We start from the raw sequence: 25001 nt of genomic DNA on the forward strand, positions 1-25001 counted from the left end.
CCCTCGTCACTCGCCCGGGCCGTGCCAGGTGTGCGGCAGCGGGACCCGGTCGGGGGCGACCACACCGACGATCTCGTCGAGCGCCCGTCGCACGTAGTTCTCCCCCACCCACAGGTGCTTGGCGCCGTCGACGCCGACCACCTTGGCCTGCGGCACGACGGCGAACCGCTCGGCCGCCTCGGCCGGCTGCAGGTAGTCGTCGTGCTCCGGCACGAGCGCCACCAGCGGCTTGCCGCCCTGCGCCCAGGCCTGCAGGTGCTCGGGCCGGCTGAACCGCAACGGCGGGCTGAGCAGGATCGCCCCCTCGACCGCCGGGTCGTTGCCGTACATCAGCGCCAGGTCGGTGCCGAAGGACCAGCCGACCAGCCAGCGGTGCGGCAGGTCGTGGAACTCGGCGTACTCGATGGCCGCGGCCACGTCGAAGCGCTCCCCCACCGCGTTGTCGAACACCCCCTGCGAGGTGCCCCGGGGCGAGGACGTGCCGCGGGTGTTGAAGCGCAGCACGGCGAGGTCGGCCAGCGCCGGCAGCCTGTTGGACGCCTTCTTGTAGACGTGGGAGTCCATGTAGCCGCCGTGGGTCGGCAGCGGGTGCAGGGTGACCAGCGTGGCGACGGGGTCGCGGTCCAGCGGCAGCGCCAGCTCGCCGACCAGGGTCAGCCCGTCGGCGGTGTGCAGCTCGATGTCCTCGCGCCGCGCCGGCAGCACCGTGTTGGCGCGGATCTCGTGGTGGCCGTGTCCGTGGGTCAACGCGTCGATCCTTGGGGTCGTCGCCGGTCGCGGGCCGACCAGCAGGGGGTGTGCCAGTGCCGTCGCTGGTCCACGCCGCCGAGCCCGTCTGCGGGCCAGGCGACGACGTGCGGGATGCCGGGGGCCACCTCCTGCTGGCAGCCCGGGCACCGGTAGGTCTTCGCCGAGCCGGCGCCGGAGACGCGGCGGACGAACCAGTCCTCACCGCCGAAGGACTCCCGGCGCTCCATGCCGCCGAGCACCCGGCCCAGGTCGAGCGGCGCCTCGTCGCCCCGGCCTCGCGGTGCACCACCGCGGCGGGGTCGGTTGCTCCGGGGCATGGGTCCAGTCTCTCAGGCCCGGACAGCGGTATGCCGCGCACGTCCGGTGACGTGCGCGGCATACGACCCTGCTGTCGGCGAGCCTCAGGCGTAGGTGCGGAACCCGCGGCCGGTCTTGCGGCCGAGGTAGCCCGCCGTGACCAGGTGCTCCAGCAGCGGTGCCGGGGCGAAGCCGCGCTCGCGGAACTCGAGGTAGAGCTCGCGCTGGATGGCCAGCGACACGTCGAGGCCGACCACGTCGAGCAGCTCGAACGGGCCCATCGGGTAGCCACAGCCCGTCTTCATCGCGGTGTCGATGTCGTCGACGCTGGCGTAGTGCGCCTCGAGCATCTTGACGGCGTCGTTGAGGTAGGGGAACAGCAGCGCGTTGACGATGAAGCCGGCGCGGTCGCCACAGGTGACCGGGTGCTTGCCGAGGTCGCGGCACAGGTGCTGCACGGTCGCGACGACGTCGTCGTCGGTGGAGACGGTGTGGACGACCTCGACCAGCTTCATGATCTGGGCCGGGTTGAAGAAGTGCATGCCCACGACGTCCTGCGGGCGCTTGGTGACCGAGGCGCACTCGATGACCGGCAGCGAGGACGTCGTCGTGGCCAGGATCGCACCCGGCTTGCAGATCTCGTCGAGGTTCTCGAACAGCGCCTGCTTGACCTTGAGGTCCTCCACGACGGCCTCGACGACGAGGTCGACGCGGGCCAGGTCGTCCAGGCTGGTCGTGCCGGTGAGCCGGCCGAGGGCGGCGTCGCGGGCGACCTCGTCGAGCTTGCCGCGCTGCACGGCCTTCTCCAGCGACTTGGCGATCGCGGCCCGCACCGCCTCGACCTTGGCCTGGGAGCGGGCGACGTAGGTGACGTCGTAGCCGGCCTTGGCGAAGACCTCGACGATGCCGGTGGCCATCGTCCCGGAGCCGACGACGCCGACGGTGCGCACCTCGCGCAGCGCGACGTGGGCCTCGCCGTCGTGGGGGGTCAGGTGGTCGGCCACGACCTTGGAGGAGCCCGGCTCGTCGTAGGTGTAGAAACCGCGGCCGGTCTTGCGGCCCTTGAGGCCGGCGGTGACCATCTGCTTGAGCACCGGGCTCGGCGCGTGCAGGCGGTCACGGCCCTGCTTGTACATCGTGTCGAGGATCTCGTAGGCCGTGTCGAGGCCGATGAGGTCCATCAGCGCCAGCGGGCCCATCGGCAGGCCGCAGCCGAGCTGCATGGCCGCGTCGATGTCCTCGCGGGTGGCGTAGCGGCTCTCGAACATCGACACCGCGTGGTTGAGGTAGCCGAACAGCAGCGCGTTGGCGATGAAGCCGGCCTTGTCGCCGACCACGACGGGCTTCTTGCCCAGCCGCTCGGCCAGGGCCTTGACGTCCTCGACGACCTCGTCCTCGACGACGACGGTCCTGATGACCTCGACGAACTTCAGCACCGGCGCCGGGTTGAAGAAGTGCATGCCGACGACGCGTCGCGGGTTGTGCGTGGCCACCGAGATCTCGGTGACGGACAGGCTCGAGGTGTTGGTCGCGAGGATCGCGTCAGGCTTCACGATCTCGTCCAGCCGGGCGAAGATCTGCCGCTTGAGGTCGAGGTGCTCGGGCACAGCCTCGACGACGAGGTCGCACTCGGCCAGGTCGGCCAGGTCGGCGGTGAACCGGATCCGGTCGTGCAGCACGTCCTGGTCCTCGGCCGTCAGCTTGCCGCGGGTGACCGCCCGGTCCGTGGAGTGCTGCAGCACCCCCTTGCCCTTCTCGACGCCCTCGGGGCTGGCCTCCACGGCCACGACGGAGAGCCCGTTGCGGGCGAAGACCTCGACGATGCCGGCACCCATGGTGCCCAGGCCGATGACGCCGACTGTGCTGATTTCGCGAGCCATGGCGGTGAGTCTGGCAGAGCGCCGGGGGCTGCCGGGAGGCGTCTGCCGGGAGGCGGTGGTCACAGTGCGTCCGGCGACCGGACGGCATACCGGGCCTGCGAGGATCACGGGATGCTGCCCGGCCTCCTCGGCGCCCTCGCCGCCTCCCTCTGCTACGGCAGCGCCACCGTGCTGCAGGCCCTCGGGGTGCGGCGGATGACCTCCTGGCCGCCCGGCTCGCCGCTGCTGGCGCGCGCCTGGGCGGGACGGCTGTATGCCGTCGGCCTGGGCCTGGACGGTGTCGGCTTCCTCGCCTCGCTCGTGGCGCTGCGCAGCCTGCCGCTGTTCGTGGTGCAGTCCGCGATCGCCTCGAGCGTCGCGGTCACGGCGGTGCTGGCCGTCGCCGTGCTGCACGCCCGACTCTCGCGGGCCGAGGTCGCCGCCCTCGCCGTCGTCGGCCTGGGACTGGTCGCCCTCGCGGTCAGCGCCGGAGTCGAGTCGCCGGCGCCGCTGGCCTCGCCGTGGACCTGGCTGGTGCTGGCCGGGGCGGTGCCGGTGGCCCTGCTCGCGCTCGTGGGCTGGAGGCTGCCACGCGCCTCCCGCTGGGCCTGCCCGTTGCTGGCGGCCGCGTCCGGTCTCGGCTTCGGCGGGGTGGGCGTGGCCGCGCGGGTGCTGGCCGTCCCCGACCCCTGGTGGCACCTGCTGGCCGACCCGCTCACGTGGGCCATCGCGGCATACGGCCTGCTGGCCATGGCCTGCTACGGCCTCGCGCTCGACCGCGGTTCGGCGACCACGACCGCCGCGGTGACCTTCGGCGTGGAGACCGTCGTGCCCGCGGCGGTGGGCCTGCTGTGGCTGGGCGACACCGTGCGCAGCGGCTTCGCCGGGTTGGCGGCGCTGGGTTTCGTCGCGACGCTGGGCGGCTGCCTGGCCCTCGCGCGACGCGCCGAGGTGCCCGGCGATGCCGTCTCGGCGGGCGGGCCGGCCTCGGGCTAGGCTGCCTCCCCGTGCGTCTCGTCATTGCCCGCTGCAGCGTCGACTACGAAGGTCGGCTCAACGCCCACCTGCCCCTCGCCACCCGCCTGCTCATGGTCAAGGCCGACGGCTCGGTGCTGGTGCACAGCGACGGCGGGTCGTACAAGCCGCTGAACTGGATGTCGCCGCCGTGCGCGATGGCCGAGACCGATCCCGAGGAGCACGAGGTCGCCGAGGGCGTCGAGGCGGTCTGGGTGGTGCAGCACGCCAAGTCCGAGGACCGGCTGCGGGTGCGCCTGCACGAGGTGCTGCACGACTCGGCGCACGAGCTCGGCGTGGACCCGGGCCTGGTCAAGGACGGCGTCGAGGCACACCTGCAGAAGCTGCTCGCCGAGCACATCCACACCCTCGGCGAGGGCTTCACCCTGGTCCGGCGGGAGTACATGACGGCGATCGGGCCGGTCGACATCCTGTGCAAGGACGCCGCCGGGGCCAGCGTCGCGGTCGAGATCAAGCGGCGCGGCGACATCGACGGCGTCGAGCAGCTGACCCGCTACCTCGAGCTGATGAACCGCGACCCGCACCTGGGCCCGGTCACCGGCATCTTCGCGGCGCAGGAGATCAAGCCGCAGGCGCGCACGCTCGCGACCGACCGCGGGATCCGCTGCGTGACCCTGGACTACGACGCCCTCAAGGGCATCGACGACGTGGGGTCCCGCCTCTTCTGAGGCGCGACCCGGCTACTTCACCGAACCTGCGGTGAGGCCGCCGACGAGGTGCTTCTCGATCACGGCGAACAGGACCACCACCGGGACGATCGCGATGACGGACGCGGCGAACAGCTGGTCCCAGTGCTGCTCGTACCCCGTGACGTACGAGGTGATCCCGACGGTCAGCGGCTTGCGGTCCTCGTCGAGCATCAGCGTCAGGGCCACGACGTACTCGTTCCACGCGGCGATGAAGGTGAAGATCACCGCGGTCACCAGACCCGGCACGGTGAGGGGCAGCATGACCCGCCACAGCGTCCCGAAGCGGCTGCAGCCGTCGAGGTGGGCCGCCTCCTCGACCTCCTTGGGGATGGATCCGAAGAAGCCGTGCAGGATCCACACCGCGAACGCCAGGTTGAACGCCGCGTTGGTGAGGATCAGCGCGCCGTACGTGTTGACCATGTCGAGGTTGAACCACTCGCGGTAGATGCCGACGACCAGCGCGGTCGGGGAGAACATCTGGGTGACCAGCACCAGCAGCAGGAACGCCATGCGCCCGGGGAACCGGAACCGCGCCGTGTAGTAGGCGGCCGGGACCGACACGACGACGACGATGGCCGTCGAGGCCGTGGCCACGACCAGCGAGGTCTTCAGCCAGCCGAGGAACCGGTCGTCACCGAGGACCTGCGCGTAGGTCGACAGCTGCCAGACCCGCGGCAGGAAGGTCGGTGGGGTGCGCACGACGTCGGCGCTCGGCCGGAACGAGTCGAGCAGCATCACGAGGTAGGGCGCGAGGAAGACGAGCATCACGCCCAGACCGGCCAGCGGCATCACCCACGAGCGGTGGCGCCTCCACCCGGTATGCCGTGCGGAGGCGCGCGCCCGTGCGGCGCCCGTCGTGGTGGGGACGGCGGTCATGCGGACTCCTCCCGCCACCGGGTGAACCGGAGGTAGACGACGACGACCACGAGGATCAGCAGGACGTTGAAGACGCCGGCGGCGGCGGACATGCCCACGTCCTTCTCGGCGCTCTTGAACGCGAGCTTGTACATGAAGGTGATCGTCGTGTCGTGGCCGAAGCCGGGGTTGCGGTCGTTGAGCACGTAGATGATCGGGAACGAGTTGAAGACGTTGATGATGTTGAGCACCACGGCGACGAGCAGCGCGGGTCGCAGCAGGGGCAGGGTGATCCGCCACCACGTCTGGAACGGGCCCGCCCCGTCGACCCGCGCCGCCTCGTAGACCTCGACGGGGGTGGCGTTGAGACCGGCCACGAAGACGTAGGAGGTGAACGGGATCGAGACGAAGACGCCCACCAGCACCATCGAGGCCATGATCCAGGCGTCGCTGCCCAGGAAGTCGACCGGACCCAGCCCGACCGCGCCGAGCAGCAGGTTGAGCGTGCCGTAGTAGTAGTCGTAGATCATCACGAAGGTCTTGGCCGTGATGACCAGTGAGGCCGCCCAGGGCACGATGACCGCCCACCGCACCACCGTGCGGCCCCAGAAGTCCTTGGTCAGGAACTGTGCCACCCCCAGGCTGATGACGACGGTGAGCGCGACCACCGCGACGACCCAGATGACGGTGTTCAGGACGACGGTCCCGAGCATCGGGTGCTGGAGCACCGCCGTGTAGTTGCGCGTGCCCGCGTCACCCAGGCGCAGGCCGGTGATCGAGAAGCGGCTCAGCGAGGCACGGACCAGCTCGACCGCCGGGAGCACGACCACCCCGCCGATGAGCAGCAGCGCGGGTCCGAGCCAGAGCAGGGCCGAGCCCAGCGACGCGCGGTCGGCGCGGCGCCGCGTCATACCCCTGGCTCGTGCGCGCCGTGGGGCGCGCCCTGACGGCACAGCGGCCGTGGCGGGCGCTCCCGCGGCTACCGCACCGGCGTGCCGGTCGGGCACGTCAGCTGCCGTTCCCGGCCTGCTCCTGCAGGGTGTCGAGGACCTTCTGCGGGTCGCCGCCCGGCGAGACGGCGGCGCCGAGGTTCTGCTGCACGGCGAGCTTGACCTTGTCCCAGGTCGGGTCGTCGGTCGGTGTGAGGTGCGCGTTGGGCAGGGTGTCGAGGTAGACCTTGAGCTTGGCGTCGTCCTTGAAGAAGTCCAGCCCGCTCCTGGTCACCGGCAGGAAGCCCTCGGCCTTGATGAACTGGTTGACCTGGTCCTTCTGGTAGTAGAGGTCGTAGAAGGCCTTGACCGCCTCCTGGTTGCCGGGCTTCTTGAACGCCATCAGGTAGTCGGTGACGCCGAACGTCTGGGGCTCGGACGCCTGGGTCGGCATCGGCGCCACGCCGTACTGCACCGTCCCGGCCTTGTCGAGCTGGGCCGCGAGCGGCGAGAAGCCGACCACCATGCCGACCTTCCCGGACGCGAAGAGGTTGAAGGCGTCAGCGCGGTTGGTCTTGCCCGGGTTGTTCTGGGTGACCTTCTCGTCGGTGAGCTTCTTGAGGAAGCTCAGGGTCTTGACGTTCTCGGGCGAGTTGATCGTCCACTTCCCGTCCTTCTTCCAGCTGCCGTTGTTGTTGAACAGCCACATGGAGAACTCGCCCTGGGACTCCTCCGGCCCCAACGGGAGGGCGTAGCCGATGCTGCCGTCACCGAGCGCGGAGATCCGCTTGGCGTCAGCCTCGAGCTCGGACCACGTCTTCGGCGGGGCCGCGATGCCGGCCTTGCTGAAGAGGGCCTTGTTGTAGAAGAACGCGCGGGCCGAGGACAGGTCGGGGAAGCCGTAGAGCTTGCCGTTGTAGGTGCCGCTCTTGTCGAACGCGTCGAGGATGTCGCTCTTCGCCGAGGCCGGCAGCACCTCGTCGCCGTTGTAGAGCAGGCCGTCCTTGGCGTAGGAGGCGTAGGCGTTGAGGTTGAGGATGTCCGGCGCGTTGTTGTTCTGGAGCATCGTGCTGGACGTCTGGTCGATCGTGTCCCAGCTGACCACCTGGACGTCGAGGTCGATGCCCGTCTTCTGCTTGTACTTCTCCGCGAACTGCTTCCAGAACGCGGCTGTGTGGTCCTTGGAGTACTCCGCGGCCACCAGCTTGATCCGGGTGACCTTCTTGCCCGAGCCGTCCCCGGCACCTCCCCCGGCCGAGCTGGAGCCCGCACCCCCGCTGCACGCGGTCAGGCCGAGGGCCGCGACGGACGCGATCGCTGCCGTCAGGGCAAGGGAACGGTGGGCACGGACCATGGTGAGCACTCCCCTGTCGCATGGCGAGGCCGAAACCGCCCGAACCGGACGGCGCCCCGAGGTGGGCTCATGCTCACGGATGTTTTCTGCACCCGTCAACGGTTCTTGGTGACTTATTTACCCAGAGCCCGGCGGACGGTGCATCATGCTCGGGTGACTCCCGCACCGTCGCCGGCCCGCACCCTGCTCACCGGACGGGTGGTGACCCCCACTGCCGTCCTGCCCGACGGCGCGGTCGCGCTCGAGGGCGAGCGGATCGTCTTCGCCGGCGCGGCCCGCGACCTGCCGCCGGGCTGGCAGGGCACACCGGCCGCCGACGGCTGGACGCCCGGCGCGACGATCCTGCCCGGTCTGGTCGACGTGCACTGCCACGGCGGCGCCGGCGGCGAGGTCGGCCCCGACCCGGCGGCGACACGGGCCGCGGCAGCCCACCACCTGCGCCACGGCACCACCTCGCTCGTGGGCAGCCTCGTCTCGGCCGACCCGGCCACGCTGCTGGCCGGCACCCGCACCGCGGCGACCCTGGTGGCGGCGGGCGAGCTGGTCGGGGTCCACCTCGAGGGGCCGTTCCTGTCCGACGCCCGCCGCGGCGCCCAGCGGGCCGACGCCCTGACCGACGTCGACACCGACCTGGTCGCGGTGCTGGCCCGCGCCGCGGCCGACGCCGGCGCGCCACAGGCCCTGGCCCAGATGACGTTCGCCCCCGAACGCGACCCCGGGTCCCGGCTCCCGGCAGCCCTCGCCACCCACGGGATCCTCCCTGCGTTCGGCCACACCGACGCCGACGACACCCTCGTCGCCGCCGCCCTGCGCACGGCACGGGAGACCGCCCCCCGCGGTGGCCGGCCGCTGGTCACCCACGTCTTCAACGGGATGCCCCCGTTGCACCACCGCTCCCCCGGCCCGGTGGCCGCCTGCCTGTCTGCGGCGGCCCGTGGCGAGGCCGTGCTGGAGGTCGTCGGGGACGGGGTGCACCTGGCCCCCGGCACCGTGCGGATGCTGTTCGACCTGGTCGGTGCCGAGGGCCTGTGCCTGGTCACCGACGCGATGGCGGCGAGCGGTATGCCGGAGGGCACCTACCAGCTCGGCGGCCAGGAGGTGCGGGTCGAGGCGGGGACGGCCCGCCTCGTCGACGGGGGCGCCATCGCCGGCGGGGTCACCACCCTGCTCGACGTCGTGCGCTGGTGCGTGCACGAGGTGGGCGTGCCGTTGCTGGAGGCAGTGACCGCCGCTTCGGCGACCCCCGCAGAGGCGCTCGCCCTGGCCGGGCGCGGCCGCCTCGAGGCCGGGGCGCGTGCCGACCTCGTCGTCGTCGACGACCAGCTGGCCTCGCCACGGGTCATGCGCTGCGGCGCGTGGCTCTGACCGGGTGGGGCACGCACTCGCGGTGACCTGACGTTCGTGACGAGCGTCCTCCCCGAAAATCGTTTGTTCTCTGAACCCGTGGCCCGGCTAGGTTCGGCGCATGACCTTGGCGTGGGAACAGGTACTTGTCCACTCGGAAGATCCGGCGACCTTGGGGCAGTGGTGGGCCGAGGCACTCGGCTGGGTCGTGGTCCACACCTCCGCCGACGAGTTCGAGATCCGCCCGGAGCCGGATCGCCTGCCGGGGTTGGACTTCGTCCGGCTCGATGAGAGCAAGAAGGCCAAGAGCCGACTGCATCTCGACTTCAGGCCCGAGGACCAGGACGCCGAGGTGGCTCGTCTGCTGGCTCATGGCGCCCAACGTGTTGATGTTGGCCAGGGTGATGCACCGTGGGTCGTCCTGGCGGACCCCGAAGGCAACGAGTTCTGCGTCCTTGCGGCGCACTGACGCAGGTGCCGTTCGCGGTGACCGCCCACTCCTGGCAGGTCACCACCGTCCGCGGTGCACGACCTCGTCGAAGGGGCGTCGGTTCAGCCGCTCGATGACCGCCAACGGCTTGTCCGCCGGATAGCCGACGGAGAGCACGTAGGCCAGGAATCGTCCGTCGGGGAAGCCAAGGACGGCCTTGGCCTGGTCCTGGTCGGCCACGGCAGCATGGCCCGTGCCGACGCCCAGGTCGGCCGCGGCGACGGTCATCGCATAGGTGGCCTGACCGAGGTCGTACTGGAGGAGAGACGACTGTCGTTCGTCCTGCGGCTCCGGCGCGACGATCGCGATCGCGGCCGCCGCTCCGGCGACATGCCTGGCGCCCTGCCACACCTTCGCCAGCTCGACCAGCTGCGCCCTGTCCGTGACGAGCACGAAGTCCCAGGGCTGCCAGTTGCCCGCCGACGGGGCACGTCGCCCAGCGTCGAGGATGCGGTCGAGCGCCTCGTCAGGGACTGGCTGCTCGGTGAACTGCCGAACGTTTCGTCGCGCCCGCAAGGCGTCCCAGGTCTCCACGATGCCATCCTGCGCCTCCGCGCCGTGTGTGGCCACCGGCTGCCGAGCCGGCGTTCACCGTGTGGTCTGCGGCATGTCCAGGTGAGCTGACCTGAGGCGGGGCACACCCGGAAGGCTCAGACCACGCCGGGGTCGGTGCTGCCCGGCCAGCTGCGCAACAGCCAGCCGTCGGCGTCCACGGCGAGCTCGGCCGGCACGCAGTTGGGCAGGAAGCGCTGTGCCGCCAGGTCGTCGCGGGAGTTCAGCGCCAGGCGCGGCAGCACGAGCGACATCACCCCGCCGTGGCTGAAGACCAGCACGGTCTCGCCGCGGTGCTGGTCGGCGATGGTCTCGACAGCCTCGCGGTAGCGGGTCACCAGCGTGTGCCCGTCCTCCCCGCCCGGGCAGCCGGCGTCCAGGTCGCCGAGCAGCCAGCGGTCGAAGACCGCCTGGGCCCGCGGGTCGTGGTAGCTCACCCCGGCCAGCTCGCCCACCGAGAACTCCTGCAGCCCGTCCAGGCTCCGCGCCGGCACGCCGAGCAGGTCGGCGGCAAGGACCGCCGACTCCACCGCGCGGTCCATCGTGCTGGACCAGACCGCGGCCACCCGCACCCCGCACAGGCTCTCCACCAGCTCGTGGACCTGCTGCCGGCCGGCGTCCGAGAGCCACCCACCGTCGTCGGACAGGATGCCGGGACGGGCGTACTCGGCGTCGCCGTGCCGGGAGACGAGCAGGGTGGCCGGGCACTGGAGGTCGCTCACCCGCCGGACTGTATGCCGTGTGGCCCGGTCGCGGCTGGCAGGATCGCCACCATGAGCCTTGTCGACCTGACCGATGAGCAGCTCCGGGCGCGGGGCAGCATCAAGTGGACCTTCGCCGCCGCGGACGTCCTGCCCGCCTGGGTGGCCGAGATGGACTTCGCCCTGGCCGAGCCGATCAGCGCGGCGCTGCACGACGCGGTCGACCGCGGTGACGTCGGCTACCCGGCGCTGGACGAGGCCACCGGCGTGCCGGAGGCCCTCGCGACCTTCGCCGGAGAGCGCTGGGGCTGGTCGCCCGACCCCGCCTCGGTCGTGCTGACCGGCGACGTGATGGCCGGCGTGCGCCTGGCGCTGGAGACGCTGTGCGAGGACGCCCCGGTGGTGGTCCCGACCCCGGCGTACATGCCCTTCCTCGACGTGGTCCCACTCTCCGGCCGCCAGATGGTGACCATCCCGCTCGACCCCGACGCCGACCGCGCGACGCTGGACCTGGACCGGGTCGAGGCTGCGTTCTCGGACGGGGCCCGCACCTTGCTGCTGTCCAACCCCCACAACCCCTGGGGGCGGGCGTTCACCCGGGCCGAGCTCGAGGCCCTGCGCGACGTGGTGGCGCGCCACGGCGCCCGGGTCATCAGCGACGAGATCCACGCCCCGCTGGTCCTGCCCGGCCACACCCACATCGCCTACGCCTCCCTGGACGGCGCGGCGGAGCACACCACCACCCTGATGTCAGCCAGCAAGGCCTGGAACGTCCCCGGCCTCAAGAGCGCCCAGCTCGTCGCCGGCAGCCGGGCCGACCTGCGGGCGCTGCGCGCCCTGCCTCCGGTGGCCAACCACGGCTCGAGCCCGCTGGGGCACGTGGCCGCGCGGGCGGCATACCGGGAGGGGCTGCCGTGGCTGTCCGCGGTGCTGCAGCGGCTGGAGGCCAACCGCGCCCTGCTCGTCGACCTCGTCGCGCAGGAGCTGCCCGGGGTGCGCATGCGGGCGCTCGAGGCGACCTACCTCGCCTGGCTGGACGCGCGCTGCACCGGCCTGGCCAACCCGGCCGGTGCAGCGCTGGAGCGCGGGCGGGTGCTGGTCAACGACGGCGCGACGTTCGGCCCGGGCGGGCAGGGGCACGTGCGGGTCAACCTGGCCACCTCGCCCGAGCGCGTGGCCGAGGTGGTCCGGCGGCTCACCAAGGCCTGGGGTGACCCGGCGTGACCCGCACCCAGGTCGAGCTCGGCCTGCGCGCGGACTGCGCCAGCTGCTTCGGGCTGTGCTGCGTGGCCCTGCCGTTCCAGGCGTCGTCGGACTTCGCGGTGGACAAGCCGGCGGGGCAGCCGTGCGCCAACCTCCAGGCCGACTTCCGCTGCGGCATCCACGACCGGCTGCGCGACAGCGGCTACGCAGGGTGCACCGTCTACGACTGCTTCGGCGCGGGCCAGAAGGTCTCGCAGCAGACCTTCGAGGACCGCGACTGGCGCCAGGACCGCGCCACGGCGAGGGCGATGTTCGCCGTCTTCCCCGTCATGCGGCAGCTGCACGAGCTTCTGTGGTACCTCGCCCAGGCGCTCGAGCTCACCGAGGCGGCGACCGTCCACGACGACCTGCGCCGGGCGTTGGCCGAGGTCGACGAGCTCACCCGCGCCAGCGCGGCGCAGCTGCAGGTCCTGGACGTGGGCCCGGTCCGGGAGCGCGCCAACGCCCTGCTGCTGCGGGCCAGCGAGCTGGCGCGCGCGGGCGTTCCCGGACGGGCGGACCACCGCGGCGCCGACCTGGTGGGTGCGCGGCTGCGCGGCGCCGACCTGTGCGGGGCGAGCCTTCGCGGTGCGCTGCTGGTCGGGGCCGACCTGCGCGGAGCGGACCTGCGCCGGGCCGACCTCATCGGGGCGGACCTGCGCGGCGCCGACCTGTCGGGGGCCGACCTCACCGGCGCGCTGTACCTCACCCAGCCCCAGCTCCAGGCGGCACGCGGCGACGGGCAGACGACCCTGCCGCCGGCCCTGGGTCGACCCTCCCACTGGTGACTCGCGCTGACACAAGGCGCATCGAGTGGTGGCACGTGGGCCGTGACACCAGACCGGGCACCGTCGCCGGCAGATCGTCGCGGGGCACGGCACCTTGGTATCCCGAGTAGCCGACTCCCCCGGTCCCTCACCTGCACTGATGGACTGTGGATGATCCCGACCTCCTGTCGGCGGTCGAATATATGTTCGAACCATGCATCGGGGGGATCGTCACCAGGGGGCCGCGGCCAGCGGGGCTGGTGGCGTGCCCGCGGCGCGGTCGGAATCCCCTGGCGGTGCGGGGTCGGCAGGTCCTTCGTCGGGTGGCGGGGCGGCGGTGTCGTTCGCGGACCGGTTCGCGGTGGTGGACGCGGCGGCGGAGGCGTTGACCGGGCTGGCCGAGGTGGTGCACCAGTGTCGGGGCGCGGATCTCGGCCCGGCGATGGGTCGGCTGGATGTGCTGCGGCGTTTGGTGGAGGCGGCCCAGGTCACGGTGCTGGCCGAGGGCCTGGAGCGCGGTGAGGTGGCCTCCTCGACCTGTTCAACGTCGGCGGGGTGGGTGTTGGAGTGGGCGCCGTCCTACCGGGCCGGTGGGGCGGGTGACCTGGTCAAGGTCGCCCAGGCCTGCATCGGCCGGCCGGTTGGTCTCGGGGCCACTCAGGTGTTGGACCACGGGTCGGTGCGGCGGCTGCGGGGGTGCGTGCTGGCCGGGCGGGTCGGGGTGCGCTGCGCGGCGGTCGTGCTGGCGGAGATGCACAAGCTGGGTCCCCGGTTGACGCCGCGGGCGCTGCCCAAGGTGTGGGAGGGGTTCCTGCAGGTGGCGGAGGAGGCGGGCCCGCGGGAGGTGCGGGGTTTGCGGGAGCGGATCATCGCCGCCTACGGCCGCCAGGACGAGTTCCAGGTGCGGCAGGACCGCCTCAGGCACGGGGTGTCGTTGTCGGCGGGGCGGGCCGATGACGGGATGGTGGAGTACCAGCTGCGCCTGGACCCCGAGGGGGCGAGCGTGTTGGAGGCGGCGATCGGGCCGTTGTCCGCGCCGCACCCGGTCGACGGGGTCAGCGACCTCAGGAGCAGCGACCAGCGCCGGGGGGACGCCCTGGTGCAGGCGTGCCGGCGTTCGAGCCCCGCCGGGGGTGAGGTGCCGGTGCAGACCAAGGCGCAGGTCTTCGTGACCATGGACTTCCAGGGCCTCAAGGACGCGTGTGGGTCCGGGACGGTGCTGGGCAACGGCAGCGCGCTGGGCAACGGGACGCTGCTGGGGCCGGAGACGGTGCGCCGGATCGCCTGCGACGCCGGAGTGATCCCGGTCGTCCTCGGCAGCCAGGGGGAGGTCCTGGACCTGGGCCGGACGCGGCGGTTGTTCACCCCGGCCCAGCTGAAGCACCTGTGGTTACGCGACGGCGGCTGCACCATCCCGGGCTGCGCCGCACCGCCGTGGTGGTGCGACGGTCACCACGTCATCCACTGGGCCAACGGCGGGGCCACCGATGTCGGCAACGCGGCGCTGTTGTGCGGGCGGCACCACACGATCGTGCACCAGCGCGGCTGGACCGCGACCGTGACCGCGACCGGGGTCACCTGGCACACCTGAGGCACCCGCCCCGCACCCGGCCCAAAAAGCGGGCCGGGTCAGTGGCATGCCCGGCCGTCGTTTCGCAGTAATGGCAGCGGGTCGGGCCGAGGCGAAGAGCGTCGGGCCCGCAGCACTGGTGTGCCGCGGGCGTCCGCTCAGGCCGGGACGGGCTGGGCGAGGGAAGGCAGACCCCGCGCGGCGCGGATGGTCGCGACGATCTCGCCCATGATGTCGGTGAGGCCGAAGTCCTTGGGGGTGAACACCGCTGCGACGCCCAGCGCGCGCAGGCGCGCCGCGTCACCCTCGGGGATGATCCCGCCGACGATGACCGGCACGTCGTGCACCCCGGCGGCCTTGAGCCCGTCGAGCACCTGCGGCACGAGCTCCATGTGCGAGCCGGAGAGCACCGACAGGCCGACGCAGTGCACGTCCTCGGCCACCGCGGCCGCAACGATCTGCTCGGGCGTGAGGCGGATGCCCTGGTAGACCACCTCGAAGCCGGCGTCCCGGGCGCGCACCGCCACCTGCTCGGCACCGTTGCTGTGGCCGTCCAGGCCGGGCTTGCCGACCAGCAGCCGTAGCCGACCGCCGAGCTCCTCGCCGGTGGCACGGACCTGCTCGCGCACCCGCGCGAGCCCGGAGTCGGCGGTGTCGGCGCTGGTCACCCCGACCGAGCCGGACACGCCCGTGGGGGCGCGGTACTCACCGAAGACCTCGCGCAACGCGCCGGCCCACTCCCCCGTGGTCACGCCGGCGCGGGCACACGCGAGCGAGGCAGCCATGAGGTTGGTGCCGCTGCGGGCGTCGGTGCGCAGCCGCTCCAGGGCCTCGTCCACGGCGGCGCGTCCACCGTCGGCGGCGTCCCGGTCGCGGCGCCAGGCCGCCACCGCCTCGGCAGCGCGGGCCTCGACCGCGTGGTCGACGGTCTGGATCGCGGTGTCGAGGTCGGCGGTCAGCGGGTTGGGCTCGGTGGTGGTGAACCGGTTGACGCCCACCACGATGTCCTCGCCGGACTCGATCCGCTGGCGCCGCCGGGCGTGCGAGGCCACCAGCGCCGACTTCATGTAGCCGGACTCGACCGCGGCGACCGCCCCGCCCATCTCCTGCACCCGGTCGATCTCGGCCTTGGCACCGGCTACGAGCTCGGCCACCTTGGCCTCGACCACGCGGCTGCCGGTGAACAGGTCGTCGTACTCCAGCAGGTCGGACTCGAAGGCGAGCACCTGCTGCATCCGCAGCGACCACTGCTGGTCCCACGGCCGCGGCAGGCCGAGGGCCTCGTTCCACGCCGGCAGCTGGATCGCCCGGGCCCGCGCGTCCTTGGACAGCGTGACCGCGAGCATCTCGAGCACGATCCGCTGGACGTTGTTCTCCGGCTGGGCCTCGGTCAGGCCGAGGGAGTTGACCTGGACGCCGTAGCGGAACCGCCGGTGCTTGGGGTCCTGCACGCCGTAGCGCTCACGGGTCAGCTCGTCCCAGAGCTCGACGAAGGCGCGCATCTTGCACATCTCCTCGACGAAACGCACGCCGGCGTTGACGAAGAACGAGATCCGGGCGACGACCTCACCGAAGCGCTCCTGCGGCACCTGCCCTGAGTCGCGCACGGCGTCCAGGACCGCGATCGCCGTGCTCATCGCGTAGGCGATCTCCTGCACCGGCGTCGCGCCGGCCTCCTGCAGGTGGTAGCTGCAGATGTTGATGGGGTTCCACTTGGGGATCTCGGCGACGGTGTAGGCCACCATGTCGGTGATCAACCGCAGCGAGGGTGCCGGCGCGAAGACGTAGGTCCCGCGCGAGAGGTACTCCTTGATGATGTCGTTCTGGGTGGTGCCGGCGAGGGCCCGCACCGCCTCGGCGGCGTCCTGCCCGGCTGCCTGCGCCTGCTCCTCGGCCACCACCTGGTACATCGCCAGCAGCCACATCGCCGTGGCGTTGATGGTCATCGAGGTGTTCATCTCCGCGAGCGGGATGTCCTGGAACAGCGCGCGCATGTCGCCGATGTGGGAGACGGGGACGCCGACCTTGCCGACCTCACCGCGGGAGAGGGCGTGGTCGGGGTCGTAGCCCGTCTGCGTCGGCAGGTCGAACGCGACCGAGAGCCCGGTCTGTCCCTTGGCCAGGTTGCGGCGGTAGAGCTCGTTGCTCGCCGCGGCACTGGAGTGACCGGCATACGTGCGCATGACCCACGGACGGCTGCGTTCTCCCATGGCCAGAACGTACCCGCGGGTAACCGCCGGGCGGGAGGGACTCAGGCGGTGAGAGGCACCACAGTGGCCGGGGCACCCACCCCGTCGGCGCGGGCCAGGACCCGGTTGAGCCGGGAGGCGCGCAGCAGCCGGTCCAGCCGCGGCGAGACGTCGACGAGGACCAGCCGGCGACCGAGCTGTCGGGCGCGGTGGTGGACCCCGACGATGACCCCGAGCCCGGTGGCGTCGCCCACCTCGGCCCCTGCGAGGTGGACCAGCAGGTCGCCCTCGCCCTGGTCGAGCACCTCGTGCAGGCGCGCGCGCAGGTCGGCCACGGTGTGCACGTCGAGGCGGCCGCAGACGACCACCTCGCACCCGTGCCTGGTCTCCTCCAGCGTCGCGGACGACACTGCCTCCACACCTGCCGTCATGCCTGCCCCCCCGTTCGCCGCACGATCGCCCCTCGTCACAGTTGACGCACCACGGGGCATGAAGGTTGTCGCCACGCCATCACGATCGGGTCACGTCTCGCGGCGGCCCGGGTCGGGACGCCAGCGGCGCCGACTGACCCCGCCCTGCCACCGGGCTGGGAGAAGCCTCAGAGGTATGGCGCGTCGTCCGGCTCGCGGGTGACGTCGGCTCCCAGCCCCTGCATCGCAGCGGCGAAGCCCGCGTAGCCGCGGTCGATGTGGTGCGCACCGCTGACGGTGGTCACCCCCTCGGCCACGAGCCCGGCGATGACCAGGGCGGCCCCGGCGCGGATGTCGCTGGCCTCCACCGGGGCGCCGGAGAGCTGCTCGACGCCGTGCAGCATCACGTGGTGCCCGTCGACCCGGGCCTCGGCGCCGAGCCGCGCCAGCTCCTGCACCGTGCGGAACCGCGCCTCGAAGAGGTTCTCGGTGATCATCGCGCTGCCGTCGGCCACCGCGTTGTAGGCCAGGGCGAAGGGCTGCAGGTCGGTCGGGAAGCCGGGGTAGGGCAGCGTGGCCACGTCGAACGCCTTCAGCCGCGCCCCGCCGGTGGACACCCGGAAGCCCCGGTCGGTCGTGCTGACGGTGGCACCGGCCCCGCTGAGCTGCTCGAGCGCGATACCGAGGTGGTCGGCCACTCCCCCGACCACCTCGACGTCGCCGCGGGTGGTGGCCGCGGCGAACGCCCACGTCCCGGCCGCGATGCGGTCGGGGACCACCGCGTGCCGTGTCGGCGCGAGCTCGGTGACCCCCTCGATCTCGATGACCGAGGTGCCGGCGCCCCGGATCCGCGCGCCCATCTGCGTGAGCATCGCGGCGATGTCGACGATCTCGGGCTCGCGGGCGGCGTTGGTCAGCACGGTGGTCCCCCGGGCCAGGACCGCGGCCATGAGGACGTTCTCTGTCGCCCCCACGCTGGGGAAGTCGAGGCGGATCTCCCCACCGTGCAGGCCGTTCGGGGCCTCGGCGATGAGGTAGCCATGGGTGACGTGGACGGTGGCGCCGAGGGTCTCCAGGCCGGCCGCGTGCAGGTCCAGCCCGCGGGAGCCGATGGCGTCACCGCCGGGGACCGCCACGTCGGCCTCGCCGCACCGCGCGACGAGTGGGCCCAGCACCGAGATCGAGGCGCGCAGCGCGCGGACCAGGTCGTAGTCGGCGCGGTGCCCGATCACCTGGGGGACGTCGATCTCGACGACCCCGGCGTCGGCGTCGTAGTCCACCTCGCAGCCGAGGCGCCGCAGCAGCTCGGCCATGATCGTCACGTCCAGGATCGCCGGCATGTTGGTCAGCCGGGTGCGGCCGCTGGCCAGCAGGGCCGCCGCCATCAGCTTGAGCGCACTGTTCTTGGCGCCCACCACGGTGACCTCACCGTGCAGGGACGCACCACCGACGACGCGGAACCTCTCCATCACGGGACAGGAGCCTATCTGCGACCATTCGGGCCATGGTCAACCTGACGCGGATCTACACCCGGACCGGTGACACCGGCACCACGGCGCTCGGCGACTTCAGCCGCACGAGCAAGACGGACGTGCGGCTCGCCGCGTACGCCGACACCGACGAGGCCAACAGCGCGATCGGCGTCGCCCTGGCGTGCGGCGACCTCCGCGGGGACGTGCGGGCGACGCTGACGCGCGTGCAGAACGACCTGTTCGACGTCGGCGCCGACCTGTGCACGCCGCTGGCCGCGAGCTACCAGCACCCGCCGCTGCGGGTCCAGCAGCGCTGGGTCGAGGAGCTCGAGGCCGACTGCGACACCTACAACGACGAGCTGGAGAAGCTGCGCTCGTTCATCCTGCCCGGCGGCACCCCCGCCTCGGCGTACCTGCACGTCGCCCGCACCGTGACCCGACGGGCCGAGCGCACCACGTGGGCAGCAGTGGAGGCGTATGGCGACCAGCCCGGCGACGACGAGCGTCCCGGCGGGGTGAACCCGCTGACCGCGACCTACCTCAACCGGCTCTCGGACCTGCTGTTCATCCTCGCGCGGGTGGCCAACCTCGGCGCCGGTGGCGACGTCCTGTGGCAGCCCGGTGGCGGCCGGGAGGAGCCCCCGGCCCCGCGCTGACCCTCCCCTGAGATCGACGAAACCCACACCACGACACGGCGTTGGTGTGGGTTTCGTCGATCTCGGCGAGGTGCGCTGCCCGTTCAGGCCACGTTGACGTTGAAGCCCGGCGGCGAGGCCTCCAGCCAGGACCGCAGCGCGGTGTAGGGGCCGGGCGAGAGCGCGAGGTCGAACGCGAGGTCATCGCAGCGGCACGCGACCGTCACGGCGTCGGGGAGCACGTCGAGCTGGTCCTCCGGCGCGAGACGGCGCGGCGGGCCGATCTCGAGCAGCGTGCGCTGCCAGTGCCGCGAGGGGCGCAGCGACAGGCCGCCGAGGGTGAACCAGTCCAGCCCGGTCGCGCCGTAGCGGGCCAGGCCGACCCGCCAGCGGCCGGCCCCGGGGTCCCGGACGGCGCAGACCACGAGGGGCTCGCCGCGCGCGATGGTGCGGCGCCGGGCGAACGTGGCCCCGACGATCACCAGGGTGGTGGCGATGAGGGCAGCAACCAGCAGCTCGCTGGGGACAAGCCAGCCGCTCACGGACCCGCTCAGGCAGAGATCCCGGAGGCGTCGACCGCCTCGGCGACGATGGTGACGTGGTCGTGGTCGACCGAGAGGAAACCCCCGTCCACGGTGGCGACGTGCTTGTCCCCGGAGGTGGACTCGATGCGGACCTCGCCGGTCACCAGCACGCCCAGCAGCGGGGTGTGCCCGGGCAGGATGCCCAGCTCACCGTCAACGGTGCGCGCACTGACCTGACGGGCCTCGCCCTCCCAGACCTTGCGGTCCGCGGCAACGAGCTCCACCTTCAACTGACTCACGGGGTCCTCCGCTCACGATCGTGTCCGCGCAGTCTAACTGGCGCGCCAGGCCTCCCCGAACGCGGCCTCAGCCCGCCGCGACGCCGAGCGCCCGCCCACCGAGGGAAAGCGTCAGGGACCGTATGACGGTGCGCGCGTCCGCGTCGCGGACCTCCACCGGGACGGGCGGCAGGAAGTCGTCCCAGACCGCCATCATCGTGCCCCGCAGCTGCATCATCCCCTTGGGCCGGGCGTAGACGAACAGGTGCAGGTGCGCTCCCCCGTCGCCCCACCTGGCCACGTGCACGCGCCCCACCTGGGGCAGCGCCTCCATGGCGCGGGTGAGGTGGACGAGCAGCACCCCCATCTCCGCCGCCAGGTCGTCGGGCAGCTCGGCCAGGTCGTGGTGGGCCAGCGGCTGCGCCCTGAGCATGAGGGGCGACCCGCCCGGGCCCTGGAGGACGACCCGCCACCGCTCGTTGCGCCATACCTCGTCCGCGGCGGGGTCGGCGGCGTGCGCGCAGGCGGAGCAGTCGACCCCGCCCTCGCCGTGGCGAGGTGGCTCGGGGAGGGTCAGGTCCTCCAGCGGCTTGACGCGCAGCCCCTCGGCCTCGAACGGGAAGACCTCCCAGTAGGGGATCTCGCCGAAGGTCAGCCGCCGCTGCCCGTCGGTGGCGGCCAGGGCGCGGGCGTGGAACTGCTGCGGGGTCTCCGGCATGGGGGCACCCCAATGGCCGAATCGCCCTGCGGCGCGGTCATTCCCGACCGCCCGGACAGACGCACCCCCGGACATGCCGAAGGGCCGGCATCCCCCTGGGATGCCGGCCCTTCGCTCAAGCCTCGAGGTGAGGTCAGAGGTTCTTCTGGATGTCGGCCCACTGGCGCTCGACGTCGTCGAGGCCACCGCACATGAAGAACGCCTGCTCGGCGACGTGGTCGTAGTCACCGTCGGCGATCTTGGTGAACGCCTCGATGGTGTCGACCAGCGGAACCGTCGAGCCCTCGATGCCGGTGAACTGCTTGGCAACGTAGGTGTTCTGCGACAGGAAGCGCTGGATGCGACGGGCGCGGTTGACGAGGATCTTGTCCTCTTCGGAGAGCTCGTCGATACCGAGGATCGCGATGATGTCCTGCAGCTCCTTGTTGCGCTGCAGGATCTGCTTCACGCGGATCGCGGTGTTGTAGTGCTCCTCGGAGATGTAGCGACGGTCGAGGATCCGGGAGGTCGACGTCAGCGGGTCCACCGCGGGGTAGATACCGAGCGAGGCGATCTCACGGCTGAGCTCGGTGGTCGCGTCGAGGTGGGCGAACGTCGTGGCCGGGGCCGGGTCGGTGTAGTCGTCAGCCGGCACGTAGATCGCCTGCATCGAGGTGATCGAGTGACCACGCGTGGAGGTGATGCGCTCCTGGAGCACACCCATCTCGTCGGCGAGGGTGGGCTGGTAGCCCACGGCGGACGGCATACGGCCGAGGAGGGTGGAGACCTCGGAACCGGCCTGGGTGAAGCGGAAGATGTTGTCGATGAAGAGCAGCACGTCCTGCTTCTGCACGTCGCGGAAGTACTCCGCCATCGTCAGGGCGGACAGGGCGACCCGCAGACGCGTGCCCGGCGGCTCGTCCATCTGGCCGAAGACGAGGGCGGTCTGGCCGAGGACGCCGGCCTCCTCCATCTCGACCATGAGGTCGTTGCCCTCACGGGTGCGCTCACCGACACCGGCGAACACGGAGACACCACCGTGGTCGCGGGCGACACGGGCGATCATCTCCTGGATCAGAACGGTCTTGCCGACACCGGCACCACCGAACAGACCGATCTTGCCACCCTGCACGTAGGGGGTGAGCAGGTCGATGACCTTGATGCCGGTCTCGAACATCTGCGTCTTGGACTCGAGCTGGTCGAAGGCCGGCGCCGGGCGGTGGATGCCCCAGCGGTCCTTGACCTCCAGCGTCTGGCCGGGCTCGAGGTTGAGGCACTCACCGGTGGTGTTGAAGACCTTGCCCAGCGTCACGTCGCCCACGGGGACGGTGATCGGGCCGCCGGTGTCCTGCACCGCGGAGCCGCGGACGAGGCCGTCGGTCGGCTGCAGCGAGATGGCGCGGACCATGTTGTCGCCGATGTGCTGGGCGACCTCGAGGTTGATGTTCTTCTTCTCGCCCGAGAGCTCCACCGTGGTGGTGAGCAGGTTGTACTGCTCGGGCATCTCGCCAACGGGGAACTCCACGTCGACGACGGGGCCGATGATGCGGGAGATCCGGCCGACGCCGCCGGCCACGGAGCCGGCCGTGCCTTCGGTAACAGTCGCAGTCATTTCCTGGTTTCCTTCTTACTTGGCGTCCGCGAGGGCGCTGGCGCCGCCCACGATCTCGCTGATCTCTTGGGTGATCTCGGCCTGGCGGGCCTGGTTGGCCAGCCGGGTGTACTTGCGGATGAGCTCCTCCGCGTTGTCCGTCGCGGACTTCATCGCGCGCTGGCGCGCCGCGAGCTCGGAGGCCGCGGACTGCAGCAGGCAGTTGAAGAGGCGCGCGGTGACGTACTTCGGCAGCAGGGCGTCGAGCACCTGCTCGGCCGACGGCTCGAACTCGTAGAGCGGGAGCACGTCGTCCGGCGCCGGGGGCTCCTCGCCCTCGACGACCTCGAGCGGCAGGAGGCGGATGACCTCGGGCTCCTGCGTCACCATGTTGACGAAGCGGGTGAACACGACGTGGACCTCGTCCAGGCCGCCCTCCTCGTGGCCGAGGACGAAGTCGGCGACGATGCGCTCACCGATCTCGCGGGCCGCCTCGAAGGTCGGGCTGTCGGAGAAGCCGCTCCACTCGGCGGCGTACTCGCGGCGACGGAACTTGTAGAAGCCCGAGGCCTTGCGACCGACCAGGTAAGGCACGACCTCCTTGCCCTCGTTCCGCAGCTTCTCGGCGAGCCGCTCGCTCTCCTTCAGCACGGAGGAGGAGTAGGCGCCGGCCAGGCCGCGGTCGCTGGTGATGATCACGACACCCGCGCGGCGCACCGTCGGGTGCTCCGTGGTGAGCGGGTGGTCGACGTTGGAGTACGTCGCGACGGCCGAGACCGCCCGGGTGAGCGCCCGCGCGTACGGGCTGGATTCCTTGACCCGCTGCTGGGCCTTGACCACGCGTGATGCCGCGATGAGCTCCATCGCGCGCGTGATCTTCTTGGTCGCCTGGACGGACCGGATGCGCTGGCGGTAGACCCGCATCTGCGCTCCCATAGCTTTCCGCCTCTCCTAAGTTTCGCTGCTGAAGTTCCGGTATGGCGATCGCTCGCCGGGCGAGGTGGCCGCCGGGGACGCGGTGCGTCCCCGGCGGTCGACCTCAGTGCTTCTGCTTGACGATCTGCTCCTGCTCGACCTCGTCAGCGCCGATCTCGCCGGCCTCCGGCTCGTGGCCCAGCGGGACCTCGTCGGCGCCGGTGGCCTGGAACTGGTCCTTGAACGCCTTGACGGCGTCCTCGAGGCCCGAGCGGGTCTCGTCCTCGAACTTCTTGGACTCGCGGATGGCCGAGAGCAGGCCCGACTTCTCGCGACGCAGGTAGTCGAGGAACTCGGTCTCGAAGCGGGACACGTCCGTGACGGCCACGTCGTCGAGCTGGCCCGTGGTGCCGGCCCAGATGGAGACGACCTGCTCCTCGACCGGGAACGGCGCCGACTGCTTCTGCTTGAGCAGCTCGACGAGGCGGGCGCCCTTGGCGAGCTGGGCGCGCGAGGCCGGGTCGAGGTCGGAGGCGAACATCGCGAACGCCTCCATGGCGCGGAACTGCGCGAGGTCCAGCTTCAGACGACCGGAGACCTCCTTCATCGCCTTGATCTGCGCGGAACCACCGACACGGGAGACGGAGACACCCACGTCGATCGCCGGGCGGACGTTGGAGTTGAACAGGTCGGCCTGGAGGTAGATCTGGCCGTCGGTGATGGAGATGACGTTGGTCGGGATGTAGGCCGACACGTCACCCGCCTTGGTCTCGATGATCGGCAGACCGGTCATCGAGCCCGCACCGAGGTCGTCGGAGAGCTTGGCGCAACGCTCGAGCAGGCGGCTGTGCAGGTAGAACACGTCACCCGGGTAGGCCTCGCGGCCCGGCGGGCGGCGCAGCAGCAGCGACACGGCGCGGTAGGCCTCGGCCTGCTTGGACAGGTCGTCGAAGACGATGAGGACGTGCTTGCCCTGGTACATCCAGTGCTGGCCGATGGCCGAGCCGGTGTAGGGCGCGAGGTACTTGAAGCCCGCCGCGTCGGAGGCCGGGGCCGCGACGATGGTGGTGTACTCCAGCGCGCCGGCCTCCTCGAGCGTGCCGCGAACGGCAGCGATCGTGGAGCCCTTCTGGCCGATGGCGACGTAGATGCAGCGGACCTGCTGGCTCGGGTCGCCCGACTCCCAGTTCTGCTTCTGGTTGATGATCGTGTCGATCGCCACCGCGGTCTTGCCGGTCTGGCGGTCACCGATGATCAGCTGGCGCTGGCCACGGCCGATCGGGGTCATGGCGTCGACGGCCTTGAGGCCGGTCTGCAGCGGCTCGTGGACCGACTTGCGCTGGACCACGGTCGGGGCCTGGAGCTCCAGGGCGCGACGGGCCTCGCCCTTGATCTCGCCGAGGCCGTCGATCGGCTGGCCGAGCGGGTTGACGACGCGGCCGAGGAAGTCGTCGCCGACGGGGACCGAGAGGACCTCGCCGGTGCGCTTGACCTCCTGGCCCTCCTCGATACCGGAGAAGTCACCGAGGATGACGACACCGATCTCGTGCACGTCGAGGTTCAGCGCGATGCCGAGCGTGCCGTCCTCGAACTGCAGCAGCTCGTTGGTCATCGCCGAGGGCAGGCCCTCGACGTGAGCGATACCGTCACCGGCGTCGGTGACGCGGCCGACCTCTTCGCGGGAGGCCGCGCCGGGCTCGTAGGACTGGACAAAGCTGTCCAGTGCGTCCCGGATCTCCTCCGGACGGATCGTGAGCTCCGCCATCAGTGTCTCTCTCCTCTGGTGCGGTCCTTGCCGGACCGGTGTTGACAAGCGTGAAGTTGTGCTGGTGGTGCCGTGCGCTGCCGGCGAGGTG

The 25001-nt window shown here is 71.7% G+C and carries 25 protein-coding genes; 8 read left to right on the forward strand and 17 right to left on the reverse strand.

The annotated features are described in order from the left end of the window. Positions 1 to 6: 6 nt before the first annotated feature. The 3 genes from FB474_RS13405 to FB474_RS13415 all read right to left on the reverse strand — a co-directional run bounded on the left by FB474_RS13405 (position 7) and on the right by FB474_RS13415 (position 2927). Entirely contained in the window at positions 7 to 747 is a 741-nt protein-coding gene (locus FB474_RS13405; protein WP_185746163.1) for an alpha/beta hydrolase, read from the reverse strand. Further along, on the reverse strand, positions 744 to 1067 hold the full coding sequence (locus tag FB474_RS13410) for a hypothetical protein (RefSeq protein ID WP_141789105.1): 324 nt from the start codon (positions 1065 to 1067) through the stop codon (positions 744 to 746). The genes FB474_RS13405 and FB474_RS13410 overlap by 4 nt, the downstream gene beginning before the upstream one ends. 84 nt (positions 1068 to 1151) lie before the next feature. Continuing rightward, positions 1152 to 2927 (reverse strand): 3-hydroxyacyl-CoA dehydrogenase family protein, encoded by a 1776-nt coding sequence (locus tag FB474_RS13415; RefSeq protein WP_141789106.1) that lies wholly within the window; start codon positions 2925 to 2927, stop codon positions 1152 to 1154. A 111-nt stretch (positions 2928 to 3038) separates the two neighbouring features. Between FB474_RS13415 and FB474_RS13420 the strand changes: the two genes are divergently transcribed. Together FB474_RS13420 and nucS are read left to right on the forward strand one after the other, a co-directional pair. Continuing rightward, positions 3039 to 3902 carry a hypothetical protein gene (locus FB474_RS13420; protein ID WP_141789107.1) on the forward strand — a complete coding sequence of 288 codons (864 nt, stop codon included), beginning with the start codon at positions 3039 to 3041 and terminating at the stop codon, positions 3900 to 3902. Between the two features lie 11 nt (positions 3903 to 3913). Then, positions 3914 to 4609 (forward strand): endonuclease NucS, encoded by a 696-nt coding sequence (gene nucS / locus FB474_RS13425; RefSeq protein WP_141789108.1) that lies wholly within the window; start codon positions 3914 to 3916, stop codon positions 4607 to 4609. A gap of 12 nt (positions 4610 to 4621) precedes the next feature. Here nucS and FB474_RS13430 read toward each other — a convergent pair whose 3' ends face one another. The 3 genes from FB474_RS13430 to FB474_RS13440 all read right to left on the reverse strand — a co-directional run bounded on the left by FB474_RS13430 (position 4622) and on the right by FB474_RS13440 (position 7768). Beyond that, on the reverse strand, positions 4622 to 5506 hold the full coding sequence (locus tag FB474_RS13430) for a carbohydrate ABC transporter permease (RefSeq protein ID WP_141789109.1): 885 nt from the start codon (positions 5504 to 5506) through the stop codon (positions 4622 to 4624). Further along, positions 5503 to 6396: a carbohydrate ABC transporter permease gene (locus FB474_RS13435; protein WP_141789110.1), complete on the reverse strand. Its 894-nt coding sequence runs from the start codon at positions 6394 to 6396 to the stop codon at positions 5503 to 5505. Before FB474_RS13435 ends, FB474_RS13430 begins: the two co-directional genes overlap by 4 nt. 97 nt (positions 6397 to 6493) lie before the next feature. Further along, positions 6494 to 7768, reverse strand: coding sequence for an extracellular solute-binding protein (locus tag FB474_RS13440; RefSeq protein ID WP_141789111.1), 1275 nt, complete (start codon positions 7766 to 7768; stop codon positions 6494 to 6496). A 153-nt stretch (positions 7769 to 7921) separates the two neighbouring features. On the opposite strand from FB474_RS13440, the gene FB474_RS13445 reads away from it, so the two are divergent. Next, on the forward strand, positions 7922 to 9133 hold the full coding sequence (locus FB474_RS13445; protein WP_246092179.1) for an N-acetylglucosamine-6-phosphate deacetylase: 1212 nt from the start codon (positions 7922 to 7924) through the stop codon (positions 9131 to 9133). Between the two features lie 100 nt (positions 9134 to 9233). Beyond that, positions 9234 to 9581: a VOC family protein gene (locus tag FB474_RS13450; protein ID WP_141789113.1), complete on the forward strand. Its 348-nt coding sequence runs from the start codon at positions 9234 to 9236 to the stop codon at positions 9579 to 9581. 39 nt (positions 9582 to 9620) lie between these two features. On the opposite strand, the gene FB474_RS13455 is transcribed toward FB474_RS13450, so the two are convergent. Then, positions 9621 to 10136 carry a nitroreductase family protein gene (locus FB474_RS13455; protein WP_141789114.1) on the reverse strand — a complete coding sequence of 172 codons (516 nt, stop codon included), beginning with the start codon at positions 10134 to 10136 and terminating at the stop codon, positions 9621 to 9623. A gap of 116 nt (positions 10137 to 10252) precedes the next feature. Further along, a complete protein-coding gene (locus tag FB474_RS13460; RefSeq protein ID WP_185746164.1) occupies positions 10253 to 10876 on the reverse strand; it encodes a histidine phosphatase family protein in 624 nt (207 codons plus the stop codon). 51 nt (positions 10877 to 10927) lie between these two features. Between FB474_RS13460 and FB474_RS13465 the strand changes: the two genes are divergently transcribed. The 3 genes from FB474_RS13465 to FB474_RS13475 all read left to right on the forward strand — a co-directional run bounded on the left by FB474_RS13465 (position 10928) and on the right by FB474_RS13475 (position 14455). Continuing rightward, the gene (locus FB474_RS13465; RefSeq protein WP_141789116.1) at positions 10928 to 12079 is read left to right on the forward strand and encodes a MalY/PatB family protein; all 1152 of its coding nucleotides are present in this window, start codon (positions 10928 to 10930) and stop codon (positions 12077 to 12079) included. Continuing rightward, positions 12076 to 12885 carry a pentapeptide repeat-containing protein gene (locus tag FB474_RS13470; RefSeq protein WP_141789117.1) on the forward strand — a complete coding sequence of 270 codons (810 nt, stop codon included), beginning with the start codon at positions 12076 to 12078 and terminating at the stop codon, positions 12883 to 12885. The genes FB474_RS13465 and FB474_RS13470 overlap by 4 nt, the downstream gene beginning before the upstream one ends. 316 nt (positions 12886 to 13201) lie before the next feature. Continuing rightward, entirely contained in the window at positions 13202 to 14455 is a 1254-nt protein-coding gene (locus tag FB474_RS13475) for an HNH endonuclease signature motif containing protein (RefSeq protein ID WP_185746165.1), read from the forward strand. A 137-nt stretch (positions 14456 to 14592) separates the two neighbouring features. Here the strand turns inward: FB474_RS13475 and FB474_RS13480 are convergent, their stop codons facing one another. The 3 genes from FB474_RS13480 to murA all read right to left on the reverse strand — a co-directional run bounded on the left by FB474_RS13480 (position 14593) and on the right by murA (position 18502). Then, entirely contained in the window at positions 14593 to 16644 is a 2052-nt protein-coding gene (locus FB474_RS13480) for a protein meaA (RefSeq protein WP_141789119.1), read from the reverse strand. Between the two features lie 41 nt (positions 16645 to 16685). Next, a complete protein-coding gene (locus FB474_RS13485) occupies positions 16686 to 17054 on the reverse strand; it encodes an STAS domain-containing protein (RefSeq protein WP_141789120.1) in 369 nt (122 codons plus the stop codon). 167 nt (positions 17055 to 17221) lie between these two features. Beyond that, positions 17222 to 18502 carry a UDP-N-acetylglucosamine 1-carboxyvinyltransferase gene (murA, locus tag FB474_RS13490; RefSeq protein WP_141789991.1) on the reverse strand — a complete coding sequence of 427 codons (1281 nt, stop codon included), beginning with the start codon at positions 18500 to 18502 and terminating at the stop codon, positions 17222 to 17224. Positions 18503 to 18537: 35 nt separating this feature from the next. On the opposite strand from murA, the gene FB474_RS13495 reads away from it, so the two are divergent. Further along, positions 18538 to 19161: a cob(I)yrinic acid a,c-diamide adenosyltransferase gene (locus tag FB474_RS13495; RefSeq protein WP_141789121.1), complete on the forward strand. Its 624-nt coding sequence runs from the start codon at positions 18538 to 18540 to the stop codon at positions 19159 to 19161. Positions 19162 to 19244: 83 nt separating this feature from the next. Here the strand turns inward: FB474_RS13495 and FB474_RS13500 are convergent, their stop codons facing one another. The 6 genes from FB474_RS13500 to atpA all read right to left on the reverse strand — a co-directional run bounded on the left by FB474_RS13500 (position 19245) and on the right by atpA (position 24910). Beyond that, the gene (locus FB474_RS13500; protein WP_141789122.1) at positions 19245 to 19682 is read right to left on the reverse strand and encodes a DUF2550 domain-containing protein; all 438 of its coding nucleotides are present in this window, start codon (positions 19680 to 19682) and stop codon (positions 19245 to 19247) included. Positions 19683 to 19690: 8 nt separating this feature from the next. After that, positions 19691 to 19963 carry a F0F1 ATP synthase subunit epsilon gene (locus FB474_RS13505; RefSeq protein WP_141789123.1) on the reverse strand — a complete coding sequence of 91 codons (273 nt, stop codon included), beginning with the start codon at positions 19961 to 19963 and terminating at the stop codon, positions 19691 to 19693. Between the two features lie 67 nt (positions 19964 to 20030). Next, positions 20031 to 20660 carry a hypothetical protein gene (locus FB474_RS13510; protein ID WP_221632533.1) on the reverse strand — a complete coding sequence of 210 codons (630 nt, stop codon included), beginning with the start codon at positions 20658 to 20660 and terminating at the stop codon, positions 20031 to 20033. A 133-nt stretch (positions 20661 to 20793) separates the two neighbouring features. After that, on the reverse strand, positions 20794 to 22251 hold the full coding sequence (gene atpD / locus FB474_RS13515) for a F0F1 ATP synthase subunit beta (protein WP_141789124.1): 1458 nt from the start codon (positions 22249 to 22251) through the stop codon (positions 20794 to 20796). Between the two features lie 15 nt (positions 22252 to 22266). Beyond that, complete coding sequence (locus tag FB474_RS13520) at positions 22267 to 23166, reverse strand: F0F1 ATP synthase subunit gamma (protein WP_141789125.1); 900 nt, start codon at positions 23164 to 23166, stop codon at positions 22267 to 22269. A 103-nt stretch (positions 23167 to 23269) separates the two neighbouring features. Continuing rightward, complete coding sequence (atpA, locus tag FB474_RS13525; RefSeq protein ID WP_141789126.1) at positions 23270 to 24910, reverse strand: F0F1 ATP synthase subunit alpha; 1641 nt, start codon at positions 24908 to 24910, stop codon at positions 23270 to 23272. Positions 24911 to 25001: the final 91 nt, after the last annotated feature.

The organism is Oryzihumus leptocrescens, assembly GCF_006716205.1.
Classification (GTDB): Bacteria; Actinomycetota; Actinomycetes; order Actinomycetales; family Dermatophilaceae; genus Oryzihumus; species Oryzihumus leptocrescens.

Bases quoted from the DNA above. Each gene is read 5' to 3' on its own strand.
- FB474_RS13520 (WP_141789125.1), bottom strand. From the start codon at position 23,166: ATGGGAGCGCAGATGCGGGTCTACCGCCAGCGCATCCGGTCCGTCCAG.
- FB474_RS13495 (WP_141789121.1), top strand. From the start codon at position 18,538: ATGGTCAACCTGACGCGGATCTACACCCGGACCGGTGACACCGGCACC.
- FB474_RS13440 (WP_141789111.1), bottom strand. From the start codon at position 7,768: ATGGTCCGTGCCCACCGTTCCCTTGCCCTGACGGCAGCGATCGCGTCC.
- FB474_RS13480 (WP_141789119.1), bottom strand. From the start codon at position 16,644: ATGGGAGAACGCAGCCGTCCGTGGGTCATGCGCACGTATGCCGGTCAC.
- atpD (WP_141789124.1), bottom strand. From the start codon at position 22,251: ATGACTGCGACTGTTACCGAAGGCACGGCCGGCTCCGTGGCCGGCGGC.
- FB474_RS13465 (WP_141789116.1), top strand. From the start codon at position 10,928: ATGAGCCTTGTCGACCTGACCGATGAGCAGCTCCGGGCGCGGGGCAGC.
- atpA (WP_141789126.1), bottom strand. From the start codon at position 24,910: ATGGCGGAGCTCACGATCCGTCCGGAGGAGATCCGGGACGCACTGGAC.
- FB474_RS13450 (WP_141789113.1), top strand. From the start codon at position 9,234: ATGACCTTGGCGTGGGAACAGGTACTTGTCCACTCGGAAGATCCGGCG.
- FB474_RS13410 (WP_141789105.1), bottom strand. From the start codon at position 1,067: ATGCCCCGGAGCAACCGACCCCGCCGCGGTGGTGCACCGCGAGGCCGG.
- FB474_RS13510 (WP_221632533.1), bottom strand. From the start codon at position 20,660: ATGCCGGAGACCCCGCAGCAGTTCCACGCCCGCGCCCTGGCCGCCACC.
- FB474_RS13485 (WP_141789120.1), bottom strand. From the start codon at position 17,054: ATGACGGCAGGTGTGGAGGCAGTGTCGTCCGCGACGCTGGAGGAGACC.
- FB474_RS13430 (WP_141789109.1), bottom strand. From the start codon at position 5,506: ATGACCGCCGTCCCCACCACGACGGGCGCCGCACGGGCGCGCGCCTCC.
- FB474_RS13415 (WP_141789106.1), bottom strand. From the start codon at position 2,927: ATGGCTCGCGAAATCAGCACAGTCGGCGTCATCGGCCTGGGCACCATG.
- FB474_RS13435 (WP_141789110.1), bottom strand. From the start codon at position 6,396: ATGACGCGGCGCCGCGCCGACCGCGCGTCGCTGGGCTCGGCCCTGCTC.
- murA (WP_141789991.1), bottom strand. From the start codon at position 18,502: ATGGAGAGGTTCCGCGTCGTCGGTGGTGCGTCCCTGCACGGTGAGGTC.
- FB474_RS13420 (WP_141789107.1), top strand. From the start codon at position 3,039: ATGCTGCCCGGCCTCCTCGGCGCCCTCGCCGCCTCCCTCTGCTACGGC.